This window comes from Arthrobacter sp. Y3223166 (assembly GCF_059090935.1).
Window position 1 is genome coordinate 1 of sequence record NZ_JBNHGE010000048.1, and the last position, 19,835, is coordinate 19,835.

The 19,835-nt window shown below is 67.8% G+C and carries 11 protein-coding genes and 2 pseudogenes; 8 read left to right on the forward strand and 5 right to left on the reverse strand.

Translation table 11 applies throughout. The annotated features are described in order from the left end of the window. The 3 genes and pseudogenes from AC5RUH_RS14910 to AC5RUH_RS14920 all read right to left on the reverse strand — a co-directional run. A pseudogene (locus AC5RUH_RS14910) lies at nucleotides 1–1,105 on the reverse strand (hypothetical protein); the annotation flags it as partial. 179 nt (nucleotides 1,106–1,284) lie between these two features. Next, a complete protein-coding gene (locus tag AC5RUH_RS14915; RefSeq protein WP_494128961.1) occupies nucleotides 1,285–1,944 on the reverse strand; it encodes a Maf family protein in 660 nt (219 codons plus the stop codon). A gap of 253 nt (nucleotides 1,945–2,197) precedes the next feature. After that, entirely contained in the window at nucleotides 2,198–3,928 is a 1,731-nt protein-coding gene (locus AC5RUH_RS14920) for a DUF885 domain-containing protein (RefSeq protein ID WP_494128962.1), read from the reverse strand. Between the two features lie 176 nt (nucleotides 3,929–4,104). On the opposite strand from AC5RUH_RS14920, the gene AC5RUH_RS14925 reads away from it, so the two are divergent. Next, nucleotides 4,105–5,355, forward strand: coding sequence for a serpin family protein (locus AC5RUH_RS14925; protein ID WP_494128967.1), 1,251 nt, complete (start codon nucleotides 4,105–4,107; stop codon nucleotides 5,353–5,355). Nucleotides 5,356–5,479: 124 nt separating this feature from the next. Here the strand turns inward: AC5RUH_RS14925 and AC5RUH_RS14930 are convergent, their stop codons facing one another. Next, nucleotides 5,480–5,734, reverse strand: a complete 255-nt coding sequence (locus tag AC5RUH_RS14930) for an acyl-CoA carboxylase epsilon subunit (protein ID WP_494050229.1) — start codon at nucleotides 5,732–5,734, stop codon at nucleotides 5,480–5,482. A gap of 14 nt (nucleotides 5,735–5,748) precedes the next feature. Beyond that, complete coding sequence (locus AC5RUH_RS14935; RefSeq protein ID WP_494002528.1) at nucleotides 5,749–7,344, reverse strand: acyl-CoA carboxylase subunit beta; 1,596 nt, start codon at nucleotides 7,342–7,344, stop codon at nucleotides 5,749–5,751. Between the two features lie 236 nt (nucleotides 7,345–7,580). Here AC5RUH_RS14935 and AC5RUH_RS14940 point away from each other — a divergent pair, with 236 nt between their 5' ends. The 7 genes and pseudogenes from AC5RUH_RS14940 to AC5RUH_RS14970 form a co-directional block, all read left to right on the forward strand. Continuing rightward, nucleotides 7,581–8,468 (forward strand): biotin--[acetyl-CoA-carboxylase] ligase, encoded by an 888-nt coding sequence (locus tag AC5RUH_RS14940; protein ID WP_494101741.1) that lies wholly within the window; start codon nucleotides 7,581–7,583, stop codon nucleotides 8,466–8,468. A gap of 36 nt (nucleotides 8,469–8,504) precedes the next feature. Further along, on the forward strand, nucleotides 8,505–9,065 hold the full coding sequence (locus AC5RUH_RS14945) for a PH domain-containing protein (RefSeq protein ID WP_494128963.1): 561 nt from the start codon (nucleotides 8,505–8,507) through the stop codon (nucleotides 9,063–9,065). Nucleotides 9,066–9,320: 255 nt separating this feature from the next. Then, nucleotides 9,321–10,403 (forward strand): adenylate/guanylate cyclase domain-containing protein, encoded by a 1,083-nt coding sequence (locus AC5RUH_RS14950; RefSeq protein WP_494002542.1) that lies wholly within the window; start codon nucleotides 9,321–9,323, stop codon nucleotides 10,401–10,403. A gap of 296 nt (nucleotides 10,404–10,699) precedes the next feature. Continuing rightward, entirely contained in the window at nucleotides 10,700–16,843 is a 6,144-nt protein-coding gene (locus tag AC5RUH_RS14955; protein ID WP_494128964.1) for an Ig-like domain-containing protein, read from the forward strand. Nucleotides 16,844–16,941: 98 nt separating this feature from the next. Further along, the gene (locus AC5RUH_RS14960) at nucleotides 16,942–17,913 is read left to right on the forward strand and encodes an AAA family ATPase (protein WP_494128965.1); all 972 of its coding nucleotides are present in this window, start codon (nucleotides 16,942–16,944) and stop codon (nucleotides 17,911–17,913) included. Nucleotides 17,914–17,952: 39 nt separating this feature from the next. Beyond that, complete coding sequence (locus tag AC5RUH_RS14965) at nucleotides 17,953–19,305, forward strand: DUF58 domain-containing protein (RefSeq protein ID WP_494128966.1); 1,353 nt, start codon at nucleotides 17,953–17,955, stop codon at nucleotides 19,303–19,305. After that, nucleotides 19,302–19,835: pseudogene (locus AC5RUH_RS14970) on the forward strand (hypothetical protein); the annotation flags it as partial. The gene AC5RUH_RS14965 and the pseudogene AC5RUH_RS14970, both read left to right, overlap by 4 nt.

Here is a 19,835-nt window from a genome sequence, read left to right on the forward strand (position 1 = left end):
TGTACTCGCCGGCTGTCAGTCCGGTGAGCCTGTAGGTACCGTCTTCTTGCACCCAGCTTGAGGCTACGTCGTCCCACTCATTGTCGGTGTAGGCATATACGTATACATCACTGACGTTGGCGCCGTCGGGAACCACGATGGTTCCGGAGATGCTGGCGGCCGTGGCGAGTTCGGCGTTGACGTTGGCGCGGTCTTCACCGTCGGCCAGGGGCAGGGTTTGCGCCTCTTTGAAGGTTTGGGCGCCGTCGTACCACTGTGAGAGCGCACCGGAGCCGCCGCCGTGGAACTTTAGTTTGTACTCGCCGGCTGTCAGTCCGGTGAGCCTGTAGGTACCGTCTTCTTGCACCCAGCTTGAGGCTACGTCGTCCCACTCATTGTCGGTGTAGGCATACACGTATACATCACTGACGTTGGCGCCGTTAGGAACCACTATGGTCCCGGAGATCGTGGCAGTAGCCGATGCACCGAGTGAGGGCACCGCTGTCGCTCTATCCGAGCTTGCAGCATCCTCGCGCGTTGTGTCAGGCCTGGCTTGCTCGGTCTGGTTTTGCGCCGGGGATTCGGCGTCGATGGCCACTTGCTCGCCCAGTTCAGGCTCTGAAGCTGTCGGAGCGGTTGCTTCTAAACCGGCTGCGTTATCGCTGTCATTCGACTTACTGCCAGCGTCGGATGGCTTGAGAACTAAGTCCATGTCGACGCCGGTCAGAGCTAAACCACCCAGCGCGATCAGAGCAGCGTCATCGAATGTAGAAGAATTTCCATGCCAGGTTGAGGCGATTTCATCGTCATCGCTCACGTACTCAAGCTTGTAGTCGCCCGGCACGAGATTCACCAGGAGGTAACGGCCGTCGTCGGCCACCTTCGCTTCTGCGGAGGCTTCGTGGTCTGCGGCGGTGAATGCGCGCACAGTAACCGATGCCGCCGAATGGCCTTCGGGGACGGTCACGGTCCCGGAGATCGAACCAATCTCGCCGGCAAAGGCTGGAACTGTCCCAAGTGAGAGCAGCGCGGCCAGCAGGACCGCAAGGACGTATCTGAAACTAAGCCGGCGTGGAGGCCGTTTGCGAAACATGTAGTACCCCAACTCGTGTTCGATGAGGGGCACTTTGCTGACGGCGCCAAACTAGATTCCCCCAGTCTGATGACGTCAGACAAGGACGAATATAGGAGAGAAATCTCCGTTGCTTAACGAAATAAGTTTTTGGACTGCAGAATTAAGCAGAAGATGATGAAACGGTTAAACACGGGAAATGCCGCGTCATAAAACCCCGGACCGGAAAGGGCCTAATAGCTCCAGAGGTCGGTGATCTGAACGTCGGCGCTGGACAGCAGCCGGCGCAGGGTGGATACCGAGAGGCCGACGACGGCATGCGGGTCCCCGTCCACCCGCTCGATGAAGGCGCCGCCCAGCGAGTCGATGGTGAACGAACCGGCGACGTGCAGCGGTTCGCCGCTGGCCACGTAGGCGTCGATTTCGGTGTCGGTGAGCTGGGCGAAATGCACCGCGGCGGAGGCGACCGCCCCTACGGTGGCCCCCGATCCGGCGCCGGGGCTTTCCTGCCCGCCGGCCTCGAAGGCGGTGGGGCGGCAGTCCACCAGCCAATGACCCGTGTGCAGCACCCCGTGCCGCCCGCTCATCCGATGCAGGCGTTCCCGGGCGACGTCCGGCTCATGCGGCTTGCCGTACGGCGCGCCGTCGAGTTCGAACACGGAGTCGCAGCCAAGCACCAAGGCGCCTTCGGCCGCGGGGAGCGCCGCAACAGCCTCGGCCTTGGCCCTTGCCAACAACAGCGCCGTGTCGTGCGGGTCGGTGATGCCGTAGCCCGCCGTGACCGCGTCCTCGTCAACATCCGAGACCAGGACCTCGTGCGCGATGCCGGCTTCGGTCAGGAGCTTGGTGCGGGCGGGGGAGGCTGAGGCGAGTATCAGGCGAAGATCGGTCATCCGACCAAGCTTATCCGGCGCCGCAAAGCGAACCCTGCTTAGGGTGTTTCCGCGCCGTGACCTGAGCGTAAAGAAGCGCCGCGGTTGGCCCCTGGACCGGTTGCCTGACCGTACGATTTCGGCGGGAGCTTCTCCCGCCGGAGAGTACGCCCCGTTAAGGGCCGAAGGGACCCGGCACAGATGAGGGCCGGTGCACCGTTGGGGGATGCATCGGCCCTCCTGTTTGTCCGCGCGCGGCCGGAACCGGCCCGCGTCAGCCGGTGGCGGGCACCGGGTCCTCGCCCAGCAGCGCGCGCCGCAGGGTGTCCAGCCCGACCGAACCGATATTCAGCGCCTGGCTGTGGAAGGCCTTGATGTCGAACGCGTCGCCCTCGCGCAGGCGTCGCTCGTCGCGGATTTCCTCCCAGAGCTTTTGGCCCAGCTTGTAGGCCGGCGCCTGTCCCGGCCAGCCCAGGTAGCGGGCGAATTCAAAGTCCAGCTGGCCCTTGCTGATGGCAATGTTCTTGCGCAGGAACTCGTAGCCCTTCTCCGGTGTCCAGGCACCCGAGCCCCAGCGCTCCGGGATCTCCAGCTCCAAATGGACGCCGATGTCGAACACCACGCGCGCGGCCCGCATGCGCTGCGCATCCAGCATGCCCATCCGGTCGCCCGGATCGGCCAGGTAGCCCAAATCATCCATCAGGCGTTCGGCATACAGTGCCCAGCCTTCGCCGTGGCCGGAAACCCAGCAGATGTTCCGTCGCCAGTTGTTCAGCAGCTCGCGCCGGTAGGTGGCCGTCGCGATTTGGAGGTGGTGGCCCGGAACGCCTTCGTGGTAGACCGTGGTGGTTTCCTTCCACGTGGTAAAGCTGTCTTCGCCTTCGGGCACCGACCACCACATGCGGCCCGGCCGGGCGAAGTCGTCGCTGGGGCCGGTGTAGTAGATGCCTCCCTCATGCGTCGGGGCAATCATGCACTCCAGCCGGCGCATCGGTTCGTAGATCTCGAAGTGGCCGGCGAGTTCCTCAACGGCCTTGTCCGAGAGGCGCTGCATCCACGCCTGCAGCTCGTCGGTGCCGTGCAGCTGCCGCTGGGGATCCGCATCCAGCAGCGCCATCGCTTCTTCGATGCTGGCCCCGGGCCGGATCTGCTCCGCCACGGCTTCCTGCTCCGCGATGATGCGGTCCAATTCCGCCACCCCCCAGGCATAGGTGGCTTCCAGGTCCACCGCGGAGCCCAGGAAACGGCGCGACATCAGGGCATAGCGTTCGCGCCCGACGGCGTCCTTCTCCGGTGCTGCCGGCAGCAGCTCGGCCTCGAGGAACGAGGCCAGCCGGCCGTAGGCGGTCGCCGCGGCACCGGCGGCTTCGGCCAGCCGGTCGCGCAGGTCCTGGGACAGCTCGCCCTCTTCCGGGGCAGCCTGCCCCGCCAACGTGCGAAAGAAGCCGTCCTCGGCCGCGTACGCACGGGTCTGCTCGATCACGATCCGCACCTGCCGTTGGGCGGCGACCAGCCCGCGGTCCTTGGCCTCGCGCAGCGACGTCACGTAGCCGGCAATCGCGTCCGGAACGTGCGCCATGCGGCCGGCGATGTTGTTCCAGTCCTCGATGGTGTTGGTGGGCATCAAGTCGAAGATGGCGCGGATGTCCTGCGCCGGCGAGGCGATGTTGTTCAGGTCCGCCAGGTCCCAGCCGGTCTCGTGGATTTCGAGCTCAAGGCCCAGCCGCTCGTGCATCGCATCAAGGGTGACGCGGTCCACGTCGTCGGTCGGTTCCAGGTCCTCCAGCCGCCGGAGTGCCTCCCGGGTGGCCTCGGCGAAGGCCTCGGCGCCGGCAGGGGAGTAGTCCGGGTACTCGGTTTCATGGCCGGGGATGCCCAGGGAGGTTGCCAGCGAAGGGTCCAACTCCAGCAGCTCCGCCGTGTAGGCGTCTGCGACGGCATCGATGGCGGACGGGATGCGCCAGGTTTCCGGGCTCTTGGTCAGTTCAGATGTCTGCTCAGTCACAGGGAGAGCCTACCGGCAACCCGCAGACCCGGCCACGCCAGCGCGCCTGTCCGCCGTCCGGCATCGGGCGGCCGGCCCGGCGGCAATCGTCACGGAATTGTAGTGTGTCGCCTCTGGCCCTGAGGTCCTGCCGCCCCATAGGTTGGGGGGTCAACGGTGAGGAGGGCAAAGTGCGCATGAGGACGACGGCGGCGCTGGCGGCACTGGGGGTGGCGCCCGCCATGATGCTCGGCGCCTGCGCGGCGCCTCCGGAACTGCTGGCAGCGGACGGAGTGGCCCGGGCGGACGTGGCAGCGGGGGACTTTCCGGCCGAGGTCGAAGCGCTGCGGCGTTCGGCCTACAAGCTGGGAGCAGCCATGCTCGCGGCGGCGCCGGAGAAGAACCAGGTCACCAGTCCGGTGAGCCTGCTCTACGCCGTCGCCATGCTCCGCGCGGGCGCCGGCAGCACCACGGCCCGCGAGATGGATGCCGTGGTGGGGCTGCCGGACGCGCATCTCGAAGCCGCCATGAACGGGCTGTCGGCGGAGTGGGAAGGTTTCGACGGCGATCCCAACTCGGTCGACGAGGAGGAGCCACCGGCCCGGCCGCTGCTGCACCTGGCCAACGGCGTGTTCGTTGACGAAGGGACGCCCACCGGCGAAGACTACCTGCACACCCTGGCCCGGCATTACGGCTCCGGCGTCTACCCGGTGGACTATTCCGATCCAGCGACCAAACAGGCCATGGATGCATGGGTGGACCACCACACCGGCGGCCGCATCACCGAGGCGCCCGGCACCTTCGACCCGGGGAACACGCTGACCTTGCTCAACGCCGTCTACTTCGCGGCCGCCTGGGACCAACCGTTCGACCCGTCGGTCACGGAGGACGGCGCTTTCACCACGGCTTCCGGCGAGCCGGTCGAGGTACCCATGATGGGCAATCTGGTGCAGGCCTGGTACGCCCGCGGGAACGGCTGGCAAGGCCTGGACCTTCCCTATGCCGACGGGTTCGTCATGCGGCTCATCCTGCCGGACGGCGGCACGCCGGTCATGGACCAGGCCGGACTGGTGGAGGTGGCGACGGTGATGGATGGGGCCGACGAGGCCATGGTCGTTCTCGAGCTGCCCCGCTGGAACCACACCCACCGGCAGGACCTGTTGCCGATCCTGCGCGGGCTCGGACTCGCCGAAACCTTCGGCCCGGATCCAGATTTGGAGACCATCCAGCCGGACGCCTCGGTGACCGGCGCGGCCCAGCAGGCCAACATCACCGTCGGCGAAAAGGGAACCATCGCCGCCGCCGTGACCGAACTGGATGTGCTGTCCGGTTCGTTGCCGCCGCAGCCCGAGATCGAGCTTTCGTTCGATCGGCCCTTCCTCTACCAGATCATCCACCTGCCCACAGGTTTTCCGCTTTTCCTCGGCACGGTCCTGGACCCGCGCTGAGCGCCCGGAGACCCGTACCGCGCCCGTCCCCGCAGTGAAGCGGCAGCAGTACCAAGCCGGCCGGGAGTCCGTGACCCCCCGGCCGCGGCGGCATTACCGCAGGGCGTGCCCTCTGGGGAGCCGGCTACCGGAAGGTGTGCCGCCAAGCGCCGGGGCCGTGCGAGACGAACGGGCGCAGCAGCGGCCGGCGGTTTCGCCGGGGCTTGCTCTGCGGCGAGCTGGATACCCCGGATGACTGCAGGGCGGCGACAACGGCGGTCAGCGCGGCTAGTTCCTCGGCATTGGGATTGCCCTTGGCCACGGTCAGCAGCGGATGGGGCCCCATGGCGTCATCGGCCTGCGGCACCGCGGCGGTGCCCGAAGACTGTGTTGTATTCATGTCTGACCACCGGCTCATAGCGGAATGTTCCCGTGTTTCTTGTGCGGCATCGTCGCCCGCTTGTCGCGCAGCGCCCGCAGGCCGCGCACCACTTGAAGGCGGGTGTCGGACGGTGCGATCACGGCGTCGACATAACCGAGTTCGGCAGCCTGGTACGGGTTGAGCAGCTCTTCCTCGTACTGCGAAATGATCTCCTGCCGGCGGGCCTCGACGTCGCCGCCTTCGGCAGCCACTGCGGCCAGGTCGCGGCGGTAGAGGATGTTGACCGCGCCCTGGGCGCCCATCACGCCGATCTGGGCGGTGGGCCAGGCGAGGTTCAGGTCGGCACCGAGCTTCTTGGAGCCCATCACAATGTAGGCACCCCCGTAGGCCTTGCGGGTGATGACCGTAAGCTTCGGCACCGTGGCCTCGGCGTAGGCATAGAGCAGTTTGGCCCCGCGGCGGATGATGCCGTTGAACTCTTGGTCCTTGCCAGGCAGGAAGCCGGGCACGTCCACCAGCGTGAGGATGGGAATGTTGAAGGCGTCGCAGTGACGGACAAAGCGGGCGGCCTTTTCGGAGGCGTTGATGTCCAGCGTGCCTGCGAACTGCATGGGCTGATTGGCCACGACGCCGACGGTGTGCCCCTCGACGCGGCCGTAGCCGATGATCACGTTCGGCGCATACAGCGACTGCATTTCCAGGAAGTTGCCGTCGTCGACGACGTGCTCGATCACCGTCCGCATGTCGTACGGCTGGTTGGCCGAATCCGGAATCAGTTCGTCCAGGGTCAGGTCGTCAGCGGTGAGGTCGAGTTCCTCCTCGAAGTCCAGCGGCGGAGCCTCGGCCAGGTTGTTCGAGGGGAGGAACTCGAGCAGCTCACGGACGAATTCGACGGCGTCGGATTCATCGGCGGCCAGGTACGTGGCGGTGCCCGTCGTGGCGTTGTGCTGGCGCGCCCCGCCCAGCGTTTCCATGTCCACTTCTTCGCCGGTGACCGTCTTGATGACGTCCGGTCCGGTGATGAACATGTGGCTGGTCTTGTCCACCATCACCACGAAGTCCGTCAGGGCGGGGGAGTAGGCGGCCCCACCGGCGCACGGGCCCATGATCAGCGAGATCTGCGGCACCACGCCGGAGGCGGCAACGTTGTTGCGGAAGATGTCAGCGAACATCGCCAGCGACGCCACGCCCTCCTGGATCCGGGCGCCGCCGCCGTCGTTAATGCCGATGACGGGGCATCCGTTGCGCAGGGCGAATTCCTGCACCTTCACGATCTTCTCGCCGTTGACCTGGGAGAGCGAGCCGCCGTAGACGGAGAAGTCCTGGCTGTACAGCGCCACCAGCCGCCCATCGACGGTTCCGTAACCGGAGACGACGCCGTCGCCGAGCGGCTTCTTTTTCTCCATGCCGAAGGCGGTCGACCGGTGCGTGGCAAAGGCATCGAACTCGACGAAGGATCCTTCGTCCACCAGCATTTCGATCCGTTCCCGCGCGGTGTTCTTGCCGCGGGCATGTTGCTTCTCGATCGCCTCGGCGCCGGAAGGCTGCAGGGACTGCGCCTGGCGGCGGCGGAAGTCCGCAATCTTGCCTGCAGTGGTCTGCAGATCAAGGTCTTGATCGAGGCTCATGAATTCTCCGGATTCTGCCGAGGGTGTCGGATGCGGCGCTCTGCAGGCTGCTTAAGTAGGTTTCGCACAAAACAGCAGGGCGCAGGCGCGCCGCTGAACCAAGTCTAGTGAGCATGGGCGTCAGGCCACGTGTAGGAACCCTACAATTTCGCCGCAAGTGCTTTTGCCTGGGGAACCCCGCGGATCGCGGCCTGCCGGCAGCTCCCGTGCGGTCGGCGGTCAGTAGGATGGGACACATGAGCCCGAGTTTTTCCGACGTTGACCGACCGGCCCTGGATTTCGACGGCCTCAGCGACGCTCTCTGCGCACCCCTGGGCCCGTACCGGAGGCTCGAACTGGTGGAATCCACCGGCTCCACCAACAGCGACCTGGCGGCCAAGGCGGTCGCGGACAAGGTGGGATGGTCGGACCTGAGCGTCCTGGCCGCCGAGATGCAAACCGCAGGCCGCGGCCGGCTCGACCGGCAATGGAGCGCTCCGGCCCGCTCGTCGGTGATCGTGAGCATCCTGCTGCGCCCCTTCAATCACGCCGGCCGGCCCGTGCCGACCCAAAGCTACGCCTGGTTCTCACTGCTGGCCGCCGCCTCGCTGGCGGAGGCGCTCGGCGAGTACGCGCAGCTGAAGGCCGAGGTCAAATGGCCCAACGACGTCCTGGTCTCCGGCCGCAAGATCGCCGGCATCCTGGCCCAAATCGTGAGCTACCCCGACGGCTCGCCCCCCGCCGTCGTCCTCGGCACCGGCCTCAACGTGACCCTCTCCAGGGATGAACTGCCGGTTCCCACCGCCACCAGCGTCGCGCTGGAAAAGGGCCGGACGACCGACCGGAACATCCTGCTGATGTCCTATCTGCGGGTCTTCTCGCAGCGCTACCGGCAGTTCTGTGATGTCAGCGGCGACCCGGCGGCCGAATGGGACGACGGATCCAGCCTGATCGGCCGGATGCGGGACGTGATGGTCACCCTGGGACAGCAGGTGCGCGCCGAGCTTCCGGACGGGAAACACATCATCGGCGAGGCCTTCGGCCTGGACGCTTACGGTGCCGTGAAAATCCGCGACGCGGAAGGCACAGAGCACGTCGTGGCGGCCGGCGACGTGGTGCACCTCCGGCCGCACGAAGGTCCCTGAGTTGCGCCGGACGCCCTGCCGGACCCGGGAGCCGCGTTGCGGCTGAAACTGGATCCGGGGGAGCGCGTGATCGTGGTGACCCGGCCGCAGGCACGGAAGCTTTCCTGGCCGGTGGCGGCAGCGCTGCTGGTGCTGGGAGTCGGCTCCTACCTGCTGGGCAACCTGAGCCGTCCCGGCCCGCCGGACTGGGTGGTCGAGTCGCGCCCCTTGCTGCTCGCCGGACTGGCCGTGATGGTGGCGGCGCTGCTGTCGCGACTGTTCCTCCTGCCGCTGCTGCGCTGGATGAGCACGCGCTATGTGCTGACCAGCCGGCGGCTCATCATCCGCGAGGGCGTCGGGCGGCGGCATGAACGCCAGCTGCTGCTGGTGGCCATCGCCGAAGTCCGCAGCGAGCAGTCCATCATCCAGCGCACCCTGCGCAGCGGCAATCTCACGATCGACCTGGGGCACGGACGGACCAGCACGGCGGTTGACGTACCGGAGGTCCACCGGTTCAGATCGTTGGTGGTGGAGGCCATTGAGGAGCTGCCACGCACCACCATGTTTGATGGTGTAGACATGGAAACGGAAACAGAGTGGAACAGCTGGGACAGCTGACAGGGAGGAAAGCACAGGATGGACATCAGCAGCGGGCAGGATGAACCGCGCCGGCCACCGGTTCCGCGTGATCCCGAGCTGCCCCATCTGCTGCGCCGCGAAGTGCCGCCGCCGCCCGCGGACGAACCGGACGAAGGGCTGGAGGAAACCCGCCCGGAGGACCCCGAACCTGTGCTGGAGCCCGAGCCGGCACCGGAAGGGCACCAGGCCCCCGGCGGCCACCCGACGGGGGAGCCCGAGCCGCTGACCTTGTCCATGCCCCGGGTGCCGCTGCCCACCCCCGCGCCGGTCGCCGAGTCCAACGGAAAGGTGGACCGGCAGGCCATCAAGGATCTCGAGATCCGGCTGTTGGGTTCCGAACGGACCATGAAGCGCCGTGAAGTGGCTGCCGGGGCAGGAGTGTCGCTGCTGTCGGCCCGCAAAATCTGGCGTGCCCTGGGGTTCGCCAACCTCGGGGACGAAGACCTCGCCTTCACCCAGGCCGACCTGGAGGCCTTGACCACCATCATCGACCTGGTCCGCGAGGAGCGGCTGACCGAAGAAGCGGCGATTTCGATCACCCGGTCGGTCGGCCAGATGACGGACCGCATGGTGGTCTGGCAGGTGGAGGCGTTGGTGGAGGAGATGGTGCACCAGCGGGGGCTCACTGATGCCCAGGCCCGCCAGCGGCTGGTCCATGAGCTGCCGAACCTGATCGATTCCCTGGAAAAGCTGTTGCTCTACTCCTATCGGCGACAGCTCAACGCCGGGGTTGCCCGCCTGACCGTCCGGTCCGAGGCCGCCCTCCGAGCCGGAGCCGGGGCAGGTGGCGACGCCGATTCGCTGCCCCTGCTGCGGGCGGTGGGTTTCGCGGACCTGGTGTCCTACACGAGCCTGTCCCGCCAGATGAACGAGAAGACCCTGGCCCAGCTGGTCCAGCGCTTCGAAAACCGCTGTGCCGAGATCATCTCCGTGGGCGGCGGGCGCCTGGTGAAGACGATCGGCGACGAAGTCCTCTACATCGCGCCCTCCCCGCAGGCCGGGGCCGAAATTTCGCTGGCCCTGGCGAAGGCCATAGGCGACGACGACCTGCTGCCCTCGGCGCGGGTGGCCATGGTGTGGGGCAGGGTCCTTTCCCGGCTCGGCGACATCTACGGCCCCACGGTCAATCTCGCCGCCCGCCTGACCACGCTCGCGGAGCCCGGCACCGTTCTGGTCGATGCGTCCACCGCGTCCACGCTCGCCGGGGATGAGAGATTCGTGTTGATCCCGCAGAAGGTGCGCACCGTCCGTGGATTCGGCGAGGTCAACCCGGTCACCGTTGCCCACGGCACCGGCCAAGGGCTGGTTGTCGACTAGGTCCAGGCTCACCGGACGGTACCGCAACGAGGCCCTCGACGCCCGGGCACGGCACCGCCCCCGACGCCCGGGCAGGGCATCGCCGTCGTCGTTCCCGGGCGAATGGCCGGCAGGGGAGTCCTCCCCATGCCTTCGGGTTTACGCTCAGTGGTTATACGTGCAATAGTCGATAAGGGCCCTTGTCGCACCAAGGGCCGTCTTTGGGTGCCTTATCGGCGTGTTCTTCCGGAATTTCCCGGGGCGCCGACGGGGAATCGGCGCGGGATCACAAAGGAATCAGGGCATTGCGGGGAAGAATGTTCGGGCGGACGCGGCGGCGCAAGACGCTCGCATCGACGACAACCTTCTCTGTGGCGACGGCGCTGGTGGTCGGCGGGGCCATCTACTACCAAGGGTTCCCCACCGCCGACGTGGATTTGAATGACGGCGGGGTGTGGGTCACCAACAACAGCCAGGGGATGGTAGGCCACCTCAACTATCAGTCCCAGGTGCTCGACGGCGGCTTCAGGGCCAACAGTGACGGCTTTGATGTCCTGCAGAACGCCGGCACGGTGTTCATGGAAAACCAGGACCAGTCGATGCTCAGCCCGGTGGACGTGGCGCAGATGGAGCGCGGGTCCGAACAGCAGTTGCCCGGCACCGCCGACGTGGCTTTCGGCAACACGCTGCTGTCCATCACCGACACGGCCAAGGGCCAAGTCTGGATCAGCCCGGCCGACGAGTTGGGGTCGTTCAATGAGGAAACGGCCGAGCCGCTGCTCACCGACGCCAAGGGCAGCGTGGCCACGGTCTCGAGGCAGGACACCATCTTCGTTGCCGATCCGGCTGCCGGCGAGGTAGCCCGCTTCGAAGTCAACGACGAAGGCGTGCCCGAACGCACCGGCGGGCACCGGGTGGAGTCGCTGGCCACAGCCGGGGATCTGCAGATAGCCGCCGTGGGGGAAGAAGCGGTGGTCTTCGATACCGACTCGGGCCTGCTGGTTCTCCCCGGCGGCCGCGAGGTCACCGTGCCGGACGCCCGCGGCGGCGCGCTTCAGCTCAGCGGCGACGAGAGCCCGTTCGTGGCGGTGGCAACCGAGTCGGCCCTGATCAAGCAGCCGCTGAACGGATCCGACGCAGCCATCGTGCCGCTGGAAGGCACCGGAACACCGGCCGCACCGGTCCAGCTCGCCGGATGCCTGCACGCGGCCTGGGCCGGCGTCAACCACTACCTGCGGGACTGCAGCGACGACGCCGATGATCTAGCGCAGCCGATCCTGGGAATCGGTGCGAACGCGTCGCTGGTCTTCCGGGTGAACCGGGACATCGTGGTCCTCAACGACGTGAACGCCGGCAACGTCTGGCTGGTGCTCGAAAACATGCAGCTGGTGGACAACTGGAGCGACCTGATCCCGCCGGAGCAGGAGAACGAAGAGGACGAAGAGGACTCGGCGGACGAGAACCCGGTCAACACCCTGCCCGACCGCACCGAGGAAAACCAGCCGCCGGTCGCCCAGGACGACGCCTTCGGCGTGCGTGCCGGCCGCACCACCACGCTGACCATCCTGGACAATGACTCCGACCCCGACGGCGATGTGCTCACCGCCCGCGTGATCGGCGACGGCCCGGTCGTCGGCGAGGTGCAGGGCATCTACGACAGCACCGGACTGCAGATCGTGGTTAACGGCGACGCGGGGCCCGGCCGGCACACCTTCAATTACGAGGTGGACGACGGCCGGGGCGGCACGGACACGGCGCGGGTAGCGATTGACGTGCGCGCCGAGGGCAGCAACCTGCCGCCGGAAGCGAAGCGGAAGACCACAATCCTGGTGGAACAGGGCCGGGAGATCAGCCAGAACATCCTCAGCGACTGGATCGACCCGGACGGGGACGACCTGTTCCTGGTCGACGCCGACAACACCGCCGACGGAGACCTGGTGCGGACCCGGCCGGATGGGCTGCTGACCTTCCAGGACGTCGGGAAGACGTTCGGCAAGAAGGACGTCACGGTGCGGGTGTCCGATGGTTCCGAAACCACCGAGGACGTGGTGGTGTTCGACGTCCGCCCGCCCGGCGCGCTGCCGCCCTTGGCCAACGCCGACCACTTTTCCGCGACCGTGGGCCAGGAAATCCAGATCGCGCCGCTGAAAAACGACCAGGACCCCAACGGCGGGGAACTCCGGCTGGCCAAGACCGGTTCCGCGGCGAACACCTCGATCGTGCCCGACTACGACGCCGGGACGGTCAAGTTCACGGCCGATGCCGCTGGCGCCCACTACTTCACCTACCTCGTCACCAACGGGCCCACCAGCACCACCGGCCTGATCCGCATCGATGCCACCGAGGACGACGGCGGCGGCGCGCCGGTGGCCGTGCGCGACGTTGCGCTGCTGCCGGAGAACGGGCAGGTGCTGGTGGATGTGCTGGCCAATGACACCGACCCCGCCGGCGGCGTCCTGGTTGTGACCTCGGTGGACGCGGACGGGGCGCCTGTCGCCGTCGAGGTGCTGGACCACAACATTTTGCGCCTCTCCGACGTGAAGGGGCTGCACGAGCAGACCACCATCCGGTACACCGTGTCGAACGGCTTCGCCTCGGCCACGGGCGAGGTCAGCGTGATCTCCGTGGCCGGCCAGGACAAGCCGCTGCCGCCGCAGGCCGAGGCCGACACCGCAACCGTGCGGGCCGGCGACGTCGTGACCGTGGAGGTGCTGGCCAACGACACCGATCCGAACGGCGACACGCTGGAGCTGGTGGAAGAGCTCGCCGAGACCCCGGACCCTGCCGATGGCCGCATCTTCACTGCCGAGAATACCGTGCGCTTCATCGCCGGGCAGCAGGCCAAAACGGTCTACGCGGTCTACGAGGTGACTGACTCTACAGGACAGAGAGATTCGGCCCAGCTGAGGATCAATATCCTCCCGCGCGACGACGAGTCCAACTCCCAGCCCGCCCCCAAGAACCAGGAGGCCCGCGCCATCGCGGGGTCGACGGTCCGGATTCCCATCCCGCTGAACGGCATCGATCCCGACGGCGACTCGGTGTACCTGACGGGCATCGGCAAGGCTCCCACCCAGGGCGCGGCCGTCGCCGGGCCCAACTACATCGACTACACGGCATCGGCGCAGGGCGCGGGAACCGACACCTTCACCTACCAGGTCAAGGACAGGCTGGGCGCCGTCAACACGGCCACGGTCCTGGTGGGCATCGCCCCCGCGCCGGAGAGCAATCAGAACCCGGTGGCGCTGGACGACGGGATCGAGATCCGGCCGGGCCGGACGGTGGCCGTCGACGTGCTCACAAACGATTCGGACCCGGACGGTGACCCGCTCCAGTTGGCCCCCGACAAAATCGTCGGCACGCCCGAGTCGATCGCGGCCAAGGCCGAAGACGGCCGCGTCTATCTGACAACCCCGGCCCAGGAAGGCACGGTCAACGCCCGGTACACGGTGGGCGACGGCCGCGGCGGCTCCGCCGTCGGGACCGTGACGGTCCAAGTGAGCGAGGACGCCCCGCTGCAGGCGCCGCTGGCCCGCGATGATCGGGTGGAATCGGCCGACATCAAGGGGCGCACCGCCGTCGACGTGCCGGTGCTGGAGAACGACGAGGACCCGGACGGCGTGGCCAAGGAACTGGACGTCCTGGTCGATGGTGACTACCCGACCGCCCGGGCGGTCGCCGACGGCCAGGTCAACGTGGAGCTGACCGACGCGGTCCAGCTGATTCCCTACACCGTCCGGGACGGAGACGGGCTGCAGGCCACCGCGGTCATCTGGGTTCCGCCGCTGGGCGAGCAGTATCCGGTGCTGCGCGACAACACCCCGCTGGACGTGACGGCCGGCGACGAACTGCAGCTGGACCTGACCGAACTGGTGGAAGTCCGGCCCGGCCGCACCCCGCGGATCACGGTGGCCGAAAGCATCCGCGCGATCGGCACCAGCGACAACCAATGGATGGCCGACGCGAGCACGCTCAGCTACAAGGCGGACCTCGACTACGCCGGCCCCGGCTCCATCACGTTCGAGGTGACCGACGGATCGGGCCCCGACGACCCCGAGGGGCTCAAGTCCACGCTGACCATCATGACCAAAGTGATTCCGGCCGCCGACCGGAACTTCCCGCCGGAGCTGACCACCGGCACGCTCGAGGTCGCCAAGGGCGAAGACGCCGTCAGCTACGACCTGCGCCCGCTGGCCAGCGACCCGAACCCCGAGGACCTGGAGAAGCTGCAGTTCGCCGTCGAAGGCGGGACGCCGGAAGGATTCGACGTCAGCCTGGAGGGCAGCGTTCTGCGGGTGGCGGCGGATGCCGCGCTCCAGACCGGAGCCACCGGCGTGGTCAACTTCTCCGTGACCGACGGGCGCTCCGACAAGGTGACCAGCCGGGTGGGTGTGCGGGCGACCGCCTCCACCCGCCCGCTGCCGGTCGCCAACGACGACCAGGTGCCCGACGCCGTCCAGGGCGAAGCGCTGCCGGTAGACGTGCTCGCCAACGACGTGAACCCGTTCCCGGAAACCCCGCTGACGATCGTCAGCGCCGTGGCCGGCAACGGGGGCACCGCGGAGATCGACGGGGAGCGGATCATCGTGACGCCCGGCGCCGACTTCTCCGGCACCATGACCGTCGAATACACGGTCGAGGACAAGACCCGCGAGGGAAGCCGGCAGGCGACGGCGAACGTCTCGCTCGTGGTCAAGGGCCGACCGGAGACGCCCGGCACGCCGCTGGTTGACTCGGTCCGCAACCAGAGCGTGGTGCTGTCCTGGACGGCGCCCAGCGACAACGGCGCGCCGATCACCGGCTACACGGTGAACGCGGTCGGCGGGGGCTTCAGCCAGCAGTGCGCGACCACCACCTGCACCCTGACCGGCCTGCAGAACGACGTCGAATACACCTTCACGGTGACGGCGGAGAACAGCATTGGCACGTCCGACCCGTCCGCGGAGTCGGCGGTGGCGCGGCCGGATGTCCGGCCGGCGACCCCGGCCGCTCCGCAGCTGAAGTTCGGCGACAAGTCACTGGACGTGAGCTGGACCGCCCCGGCCAACGAAGGCTCGGCGATCGAAAGCTACACCCTGGAGATTTCGCCGGCGCCGCCGAGCGGCCAGCTGCAGAAGAACGGCCTGACCGGCACCAGCTACAGGTGGGAGGGACTGGAGAACGGCCAGGCCTACGAGGTCCGGGTGCAGGCGCACAACCGCGCCCCGGAACCGAGCGACTTCAGCGCCTACTCCGCCGCAGAGGTGCCGGCCGGTCCGCCCGCCGCTCCCACCGCTCCTGCCACCGAACGGGTGAAATCCGTGGGTGACCAGAGCCAGCTGAAGGTGAGCTGGGCCGCGCCGGCCAACAACGGCGGCGAAATTCTCGACTACACCGTGCGCGAATACCAGGGCGGAGGCCTGACCCGGACCTTCCCGGCGGTGAGCGCGACGTCGCAGACCGTGACCGCACCGAACTCGGAGACCGCCTACACCTACACCGTCACGGCCCGGAACAAGGCCGGGTCGGGCGAGGCCAGCCCGCAGTCCAATGCGCGGCGGGCGGTCGGCGCACCTGCTGCCCCGACCGGAGCCTCGCTGAGCGAAGCGGAGACCGGCGGGGCCGGACGCGCGGTAACGGTGTCCTTCAACGAACTGACCGCCGCGCAGCGCAACGGCGCCCAGGCCGGCGAAGTCAGCTACCGCGCGACCTTCAGCGACGGCCGGACCATGGCCATCGCAAACGGCCAGAAGGTGGGAGGCTTCACCAACGGCAAGGCCGTCAACGTGCGCATCACCTCCGTGGCCAACAGCGACGGCGCGAGCTACTCCAGTGCGCCGAGCGCCGAGTCCAACAACGCGACGCCGTATGGGGCTCCGGGCACGCCGAGCGTTTCCGGACAGAACGGCGCCAGGGAACAGCAGGACGTCACGTTCAGCTGGAGCGCACCGGCGGCGAACAGCCATGACGTCACCCAAATCCGGATCCGGATCGACGGGGGCGCCTGGCAGAATGTGGCCAACTCGGGAAGCAAGACCGTCAACACCCGCGCGTACAACAAGCGCGTGACGTTCGAAGCGCAGTCGATCAATTCCCGGGGCACGGCCGGTGCGATAGCGTCGACCGCGGCCAGCTCCGGCGACGCTCCACCGCCGCCGCCGCCGCCGAAGACGCAGTGGACGGTGACCGTTGGCGGAGGCAATACGGATCTCGATGATGGACACCGGACCTGCATGGAAAATGCCGACGGCAGCAGCGACAACTTCAACAACGGGTCTTGCGCAGGCAACCACTGGGCCATTTGGGGCAGTGAGATCGTTGTCCAGTGCTACGTGCAGTGGAGCAGCGGAAAGTGGTACAAGCAGATCGGCGGCGGCCAACCGCAGAACCACAACATGGTCGTCAAGGGCCTGCACATCCGTGAGGCGGGGACTAACGGGCATCTTGCCAACTCGGCCCCGGCAGGGATGGGCAGATGTTAGGCCGCCAGCGGGAGGGGCGGCCGACCCCATGACCGCACGCTCCTTAAGCAACTAGAAGTTTTGACACCGAAGCAACACGAAGAGAGACCGGGAACAGCATGACGATGACTTCCGAGCAGGCCGAGTGGTTCGCCGAGACGTTCGGGAAGCTGGCCGCCAACGTCGGCCAGGCCGTGCTTGGTAAAAACCAAGTGGTGCGCTTGGTGCTCACCGCCATGCTGGCCGAGGGGCACGTGCTGCTGGAGGACGCCCCGGGAACCGGCAAGACGATGCTGGCCCGGTCGCTGGCCGCCACCGTGCAGGGCTCGAACTCGCGCATCCAGTTCACGCCGGACCTGCTGCCCTCGGACGTCACCGGCATCACCATCTACGACCAGAAGACGCAGAAGTTCGAGTTCCACAAGGGCCCGATCTTCGCCACCGTGGTGCTGGCGGACGAGATCAACCGCGCCTCGCCGAAGACGCAGTCGGCGCTGCTGGAAGTCATGGAAGAAGGCCGGGTGACGGTGGACGGCGTGACCTATGACGCCGGGCGACCCTTCATGGTGATCGCCACGCAGAACCCGATCGAGCAGGCCGGCACGTACCGCCTCCCGGAAGCCCAGCTGGACCGCTTCCTGATCAAGACGTCGATCGGCTACCCGGACCGCGCGTCCACGGTGGAACTGCTGGCCGGAGCCGGCACCCGGGACCGGTCGGCGGCCCTGACGCCGATCATCACCCCGCAGGCCGTGCGAGACATGGCTGACCTCGCGGCCACCACCCACGTGGACCTGTCGGTACTGGAATACGTCTCCGCCCTGTGCGAGGAAACCCGCACCGCGGCCGAGTCGCGCCTCGGCGTGAGCGTCCGCGGCGCCCTGGCCATGGTCCGGGCGGCCAAGGTCTGGGCCGCCTCCCAGGGCCGGAACTTCGTACTGCCGGATGACATCAAGGAATTGGCTCCGGTGGTCTGGAACCACCGGTTCGTGATGGACCCCGAGGCGGAGTTTGCCGGCGCCACCCCGGAGGCCGTGATGTCGCGCGTGCTGGCCGGCGTGCCGGCGCCCCAGCAGCGGGTGACGGTCTAGGGCCGTGCCGACGGAAGATTTCCGGCCGGAAGCGGCGGCATGACCGAGACGACGACGAAGCGGGCCACGGAGCAGACGAAGCGGTTCGCCGGCCTCGGCGAAACCATCCGGCGGGTGGCTCCGGACGAAGGCAGCACGCTGCATCCGGCCTCGCTGGCGGCCCGGGCCGGTTCGCTGGCAGGGCAGTACGTGCGGCCGGGCTGGCAGCGGGCCCGGGGCGCCGCCGAGCGCCACCTGCGGCCCGTGCTGGAAACGGTGAGCCCGCTGGGCTGGGTGGTTGCCGGCAGCACGGTCCTGCTGTTGGTGCCCGGGATGGCCTTCGGCTGGCAGGAAGCCAAGATCGCGGCACTCACGGGACTGTTTCTGCTGTTGCTGGCGATAGGTTTTGTGTTGGGCCGTTCCTCGTATGGCGTGGAACTGGACCTGGCCCGCACCCGGGTCGCGGTCGGCGACCAGGCCGTGGGGAGCATAGCGGTGACGAATACCGCGGACAAACCCCTGCTGCCGGCGGCGCTGGAGCTGCCGGTCGGAGCGGCCACCGCCGTGTTCCAGTTGCCGCGCATGAAGGCCGGCCAAGTGCACGAGGACCTGTTCACCATCCCGACGCAGCGCCGCGCCGTCATCGTGGTGGGCCCGGTCCGTTCGGTGCGCCAGGATCCTCTGGGCCTGCTCCGCCGCCAGATGATGTGGACGGAACCGACCGACCTGTTCGTCCATCCGCGCACCACCGCGCTGGGCAGTTCGGCCGCCGGGTTCATCCGCGACCTCGAGGGCCTGCCCACCAAGGAACTGGCCAGCGCCGACGTCTCCTTCCACGCGCTGCGCGATTACGTCCCCGGCGACGACCGCCGCTACATCCACTGGAAAACCACGGCGCGCACCAACACGCTGATGGTGCGCCAGTTCGAGGAAACCCGCCGCGCGCATCTCGCCGTCGCGGTCTCGACGAACACCGAGGAATACGGTTCGGAGGAAGACTTCGAACTGGCGGTCTCCGTCGGCGCTTCGATCGGGCTGCAGGCCATCCGGGAGGAGCGCAACCTGAGCGTCCTGACCCAGCGGGGCCCGCTGCGCAGCGAAACCGGCCGCATCCTGCTCGATGAAATGACCCGGATCGAGGGCAAACCGCAGCGCTCCACCGCGGTGGAACTGGCCCGCAGTACCGCCGACGCGGTTCCGAATGCGTCCGTCATGTTCCTGGTCGTCGGTGATCACGTGTCCGCCACGCAGCTGCGCCAGGCATCGTCGGCCGTTCCGGTTGGCATCCGTGCGTTCGCCATCCGCTGCGGCGGCGGCCTCCAGGCCGCCCGGGCGACCATCGGCGACCTGTCCGTGCTGTCCCTGTCCACCCTGGACGACCTGGCCCTCGTGTTGCGGAAGGCCGCCGCATGAGCGGCAGCGCCAACGCTCCGTCTCCGGGGCAGCAACCCGGGCGGGTGCGCGGCCGTGCCGCCGCAGCACAGAACGACGCCGGCCCTGCCGCCCCGCGGAAGCGGCGCCTGCCGGCCGGCGGCGGATTGTCGACCCGGCTACCGCGGCCCGCAGGACAGGTGGCCATCGACGCGGCTGTCCTGGTGCTGCTGCTGGGACTGGGACTGGCCGGATTCCATCATGTTTTCGGCGGAAACGGCCGCTACCTTACTGCAGGCTTCGGCGGCATCGCCGTCGGCCTCCTGCTCTCGCTGGTCGGCGCGCGCTACCGGCTGGGCCTGTTGTCCACGGCCACCGCGGGACTCGCGGCGTACCTGCTGCTCGGCAGCACCTTCGCCGCGCCCGGCGAAGCGATCGGCGGCGTCCTGCCGTCGCTGGACTCGCTGCGCACGGTGCTGGCGCTGCTGGACGATCAATTCGCCGCGGTCCACAGCGTGAGCAGCCTGCTGAACCAGTCCTTGGCCGCGGCGACGGACAATGTGCTGGCGCTG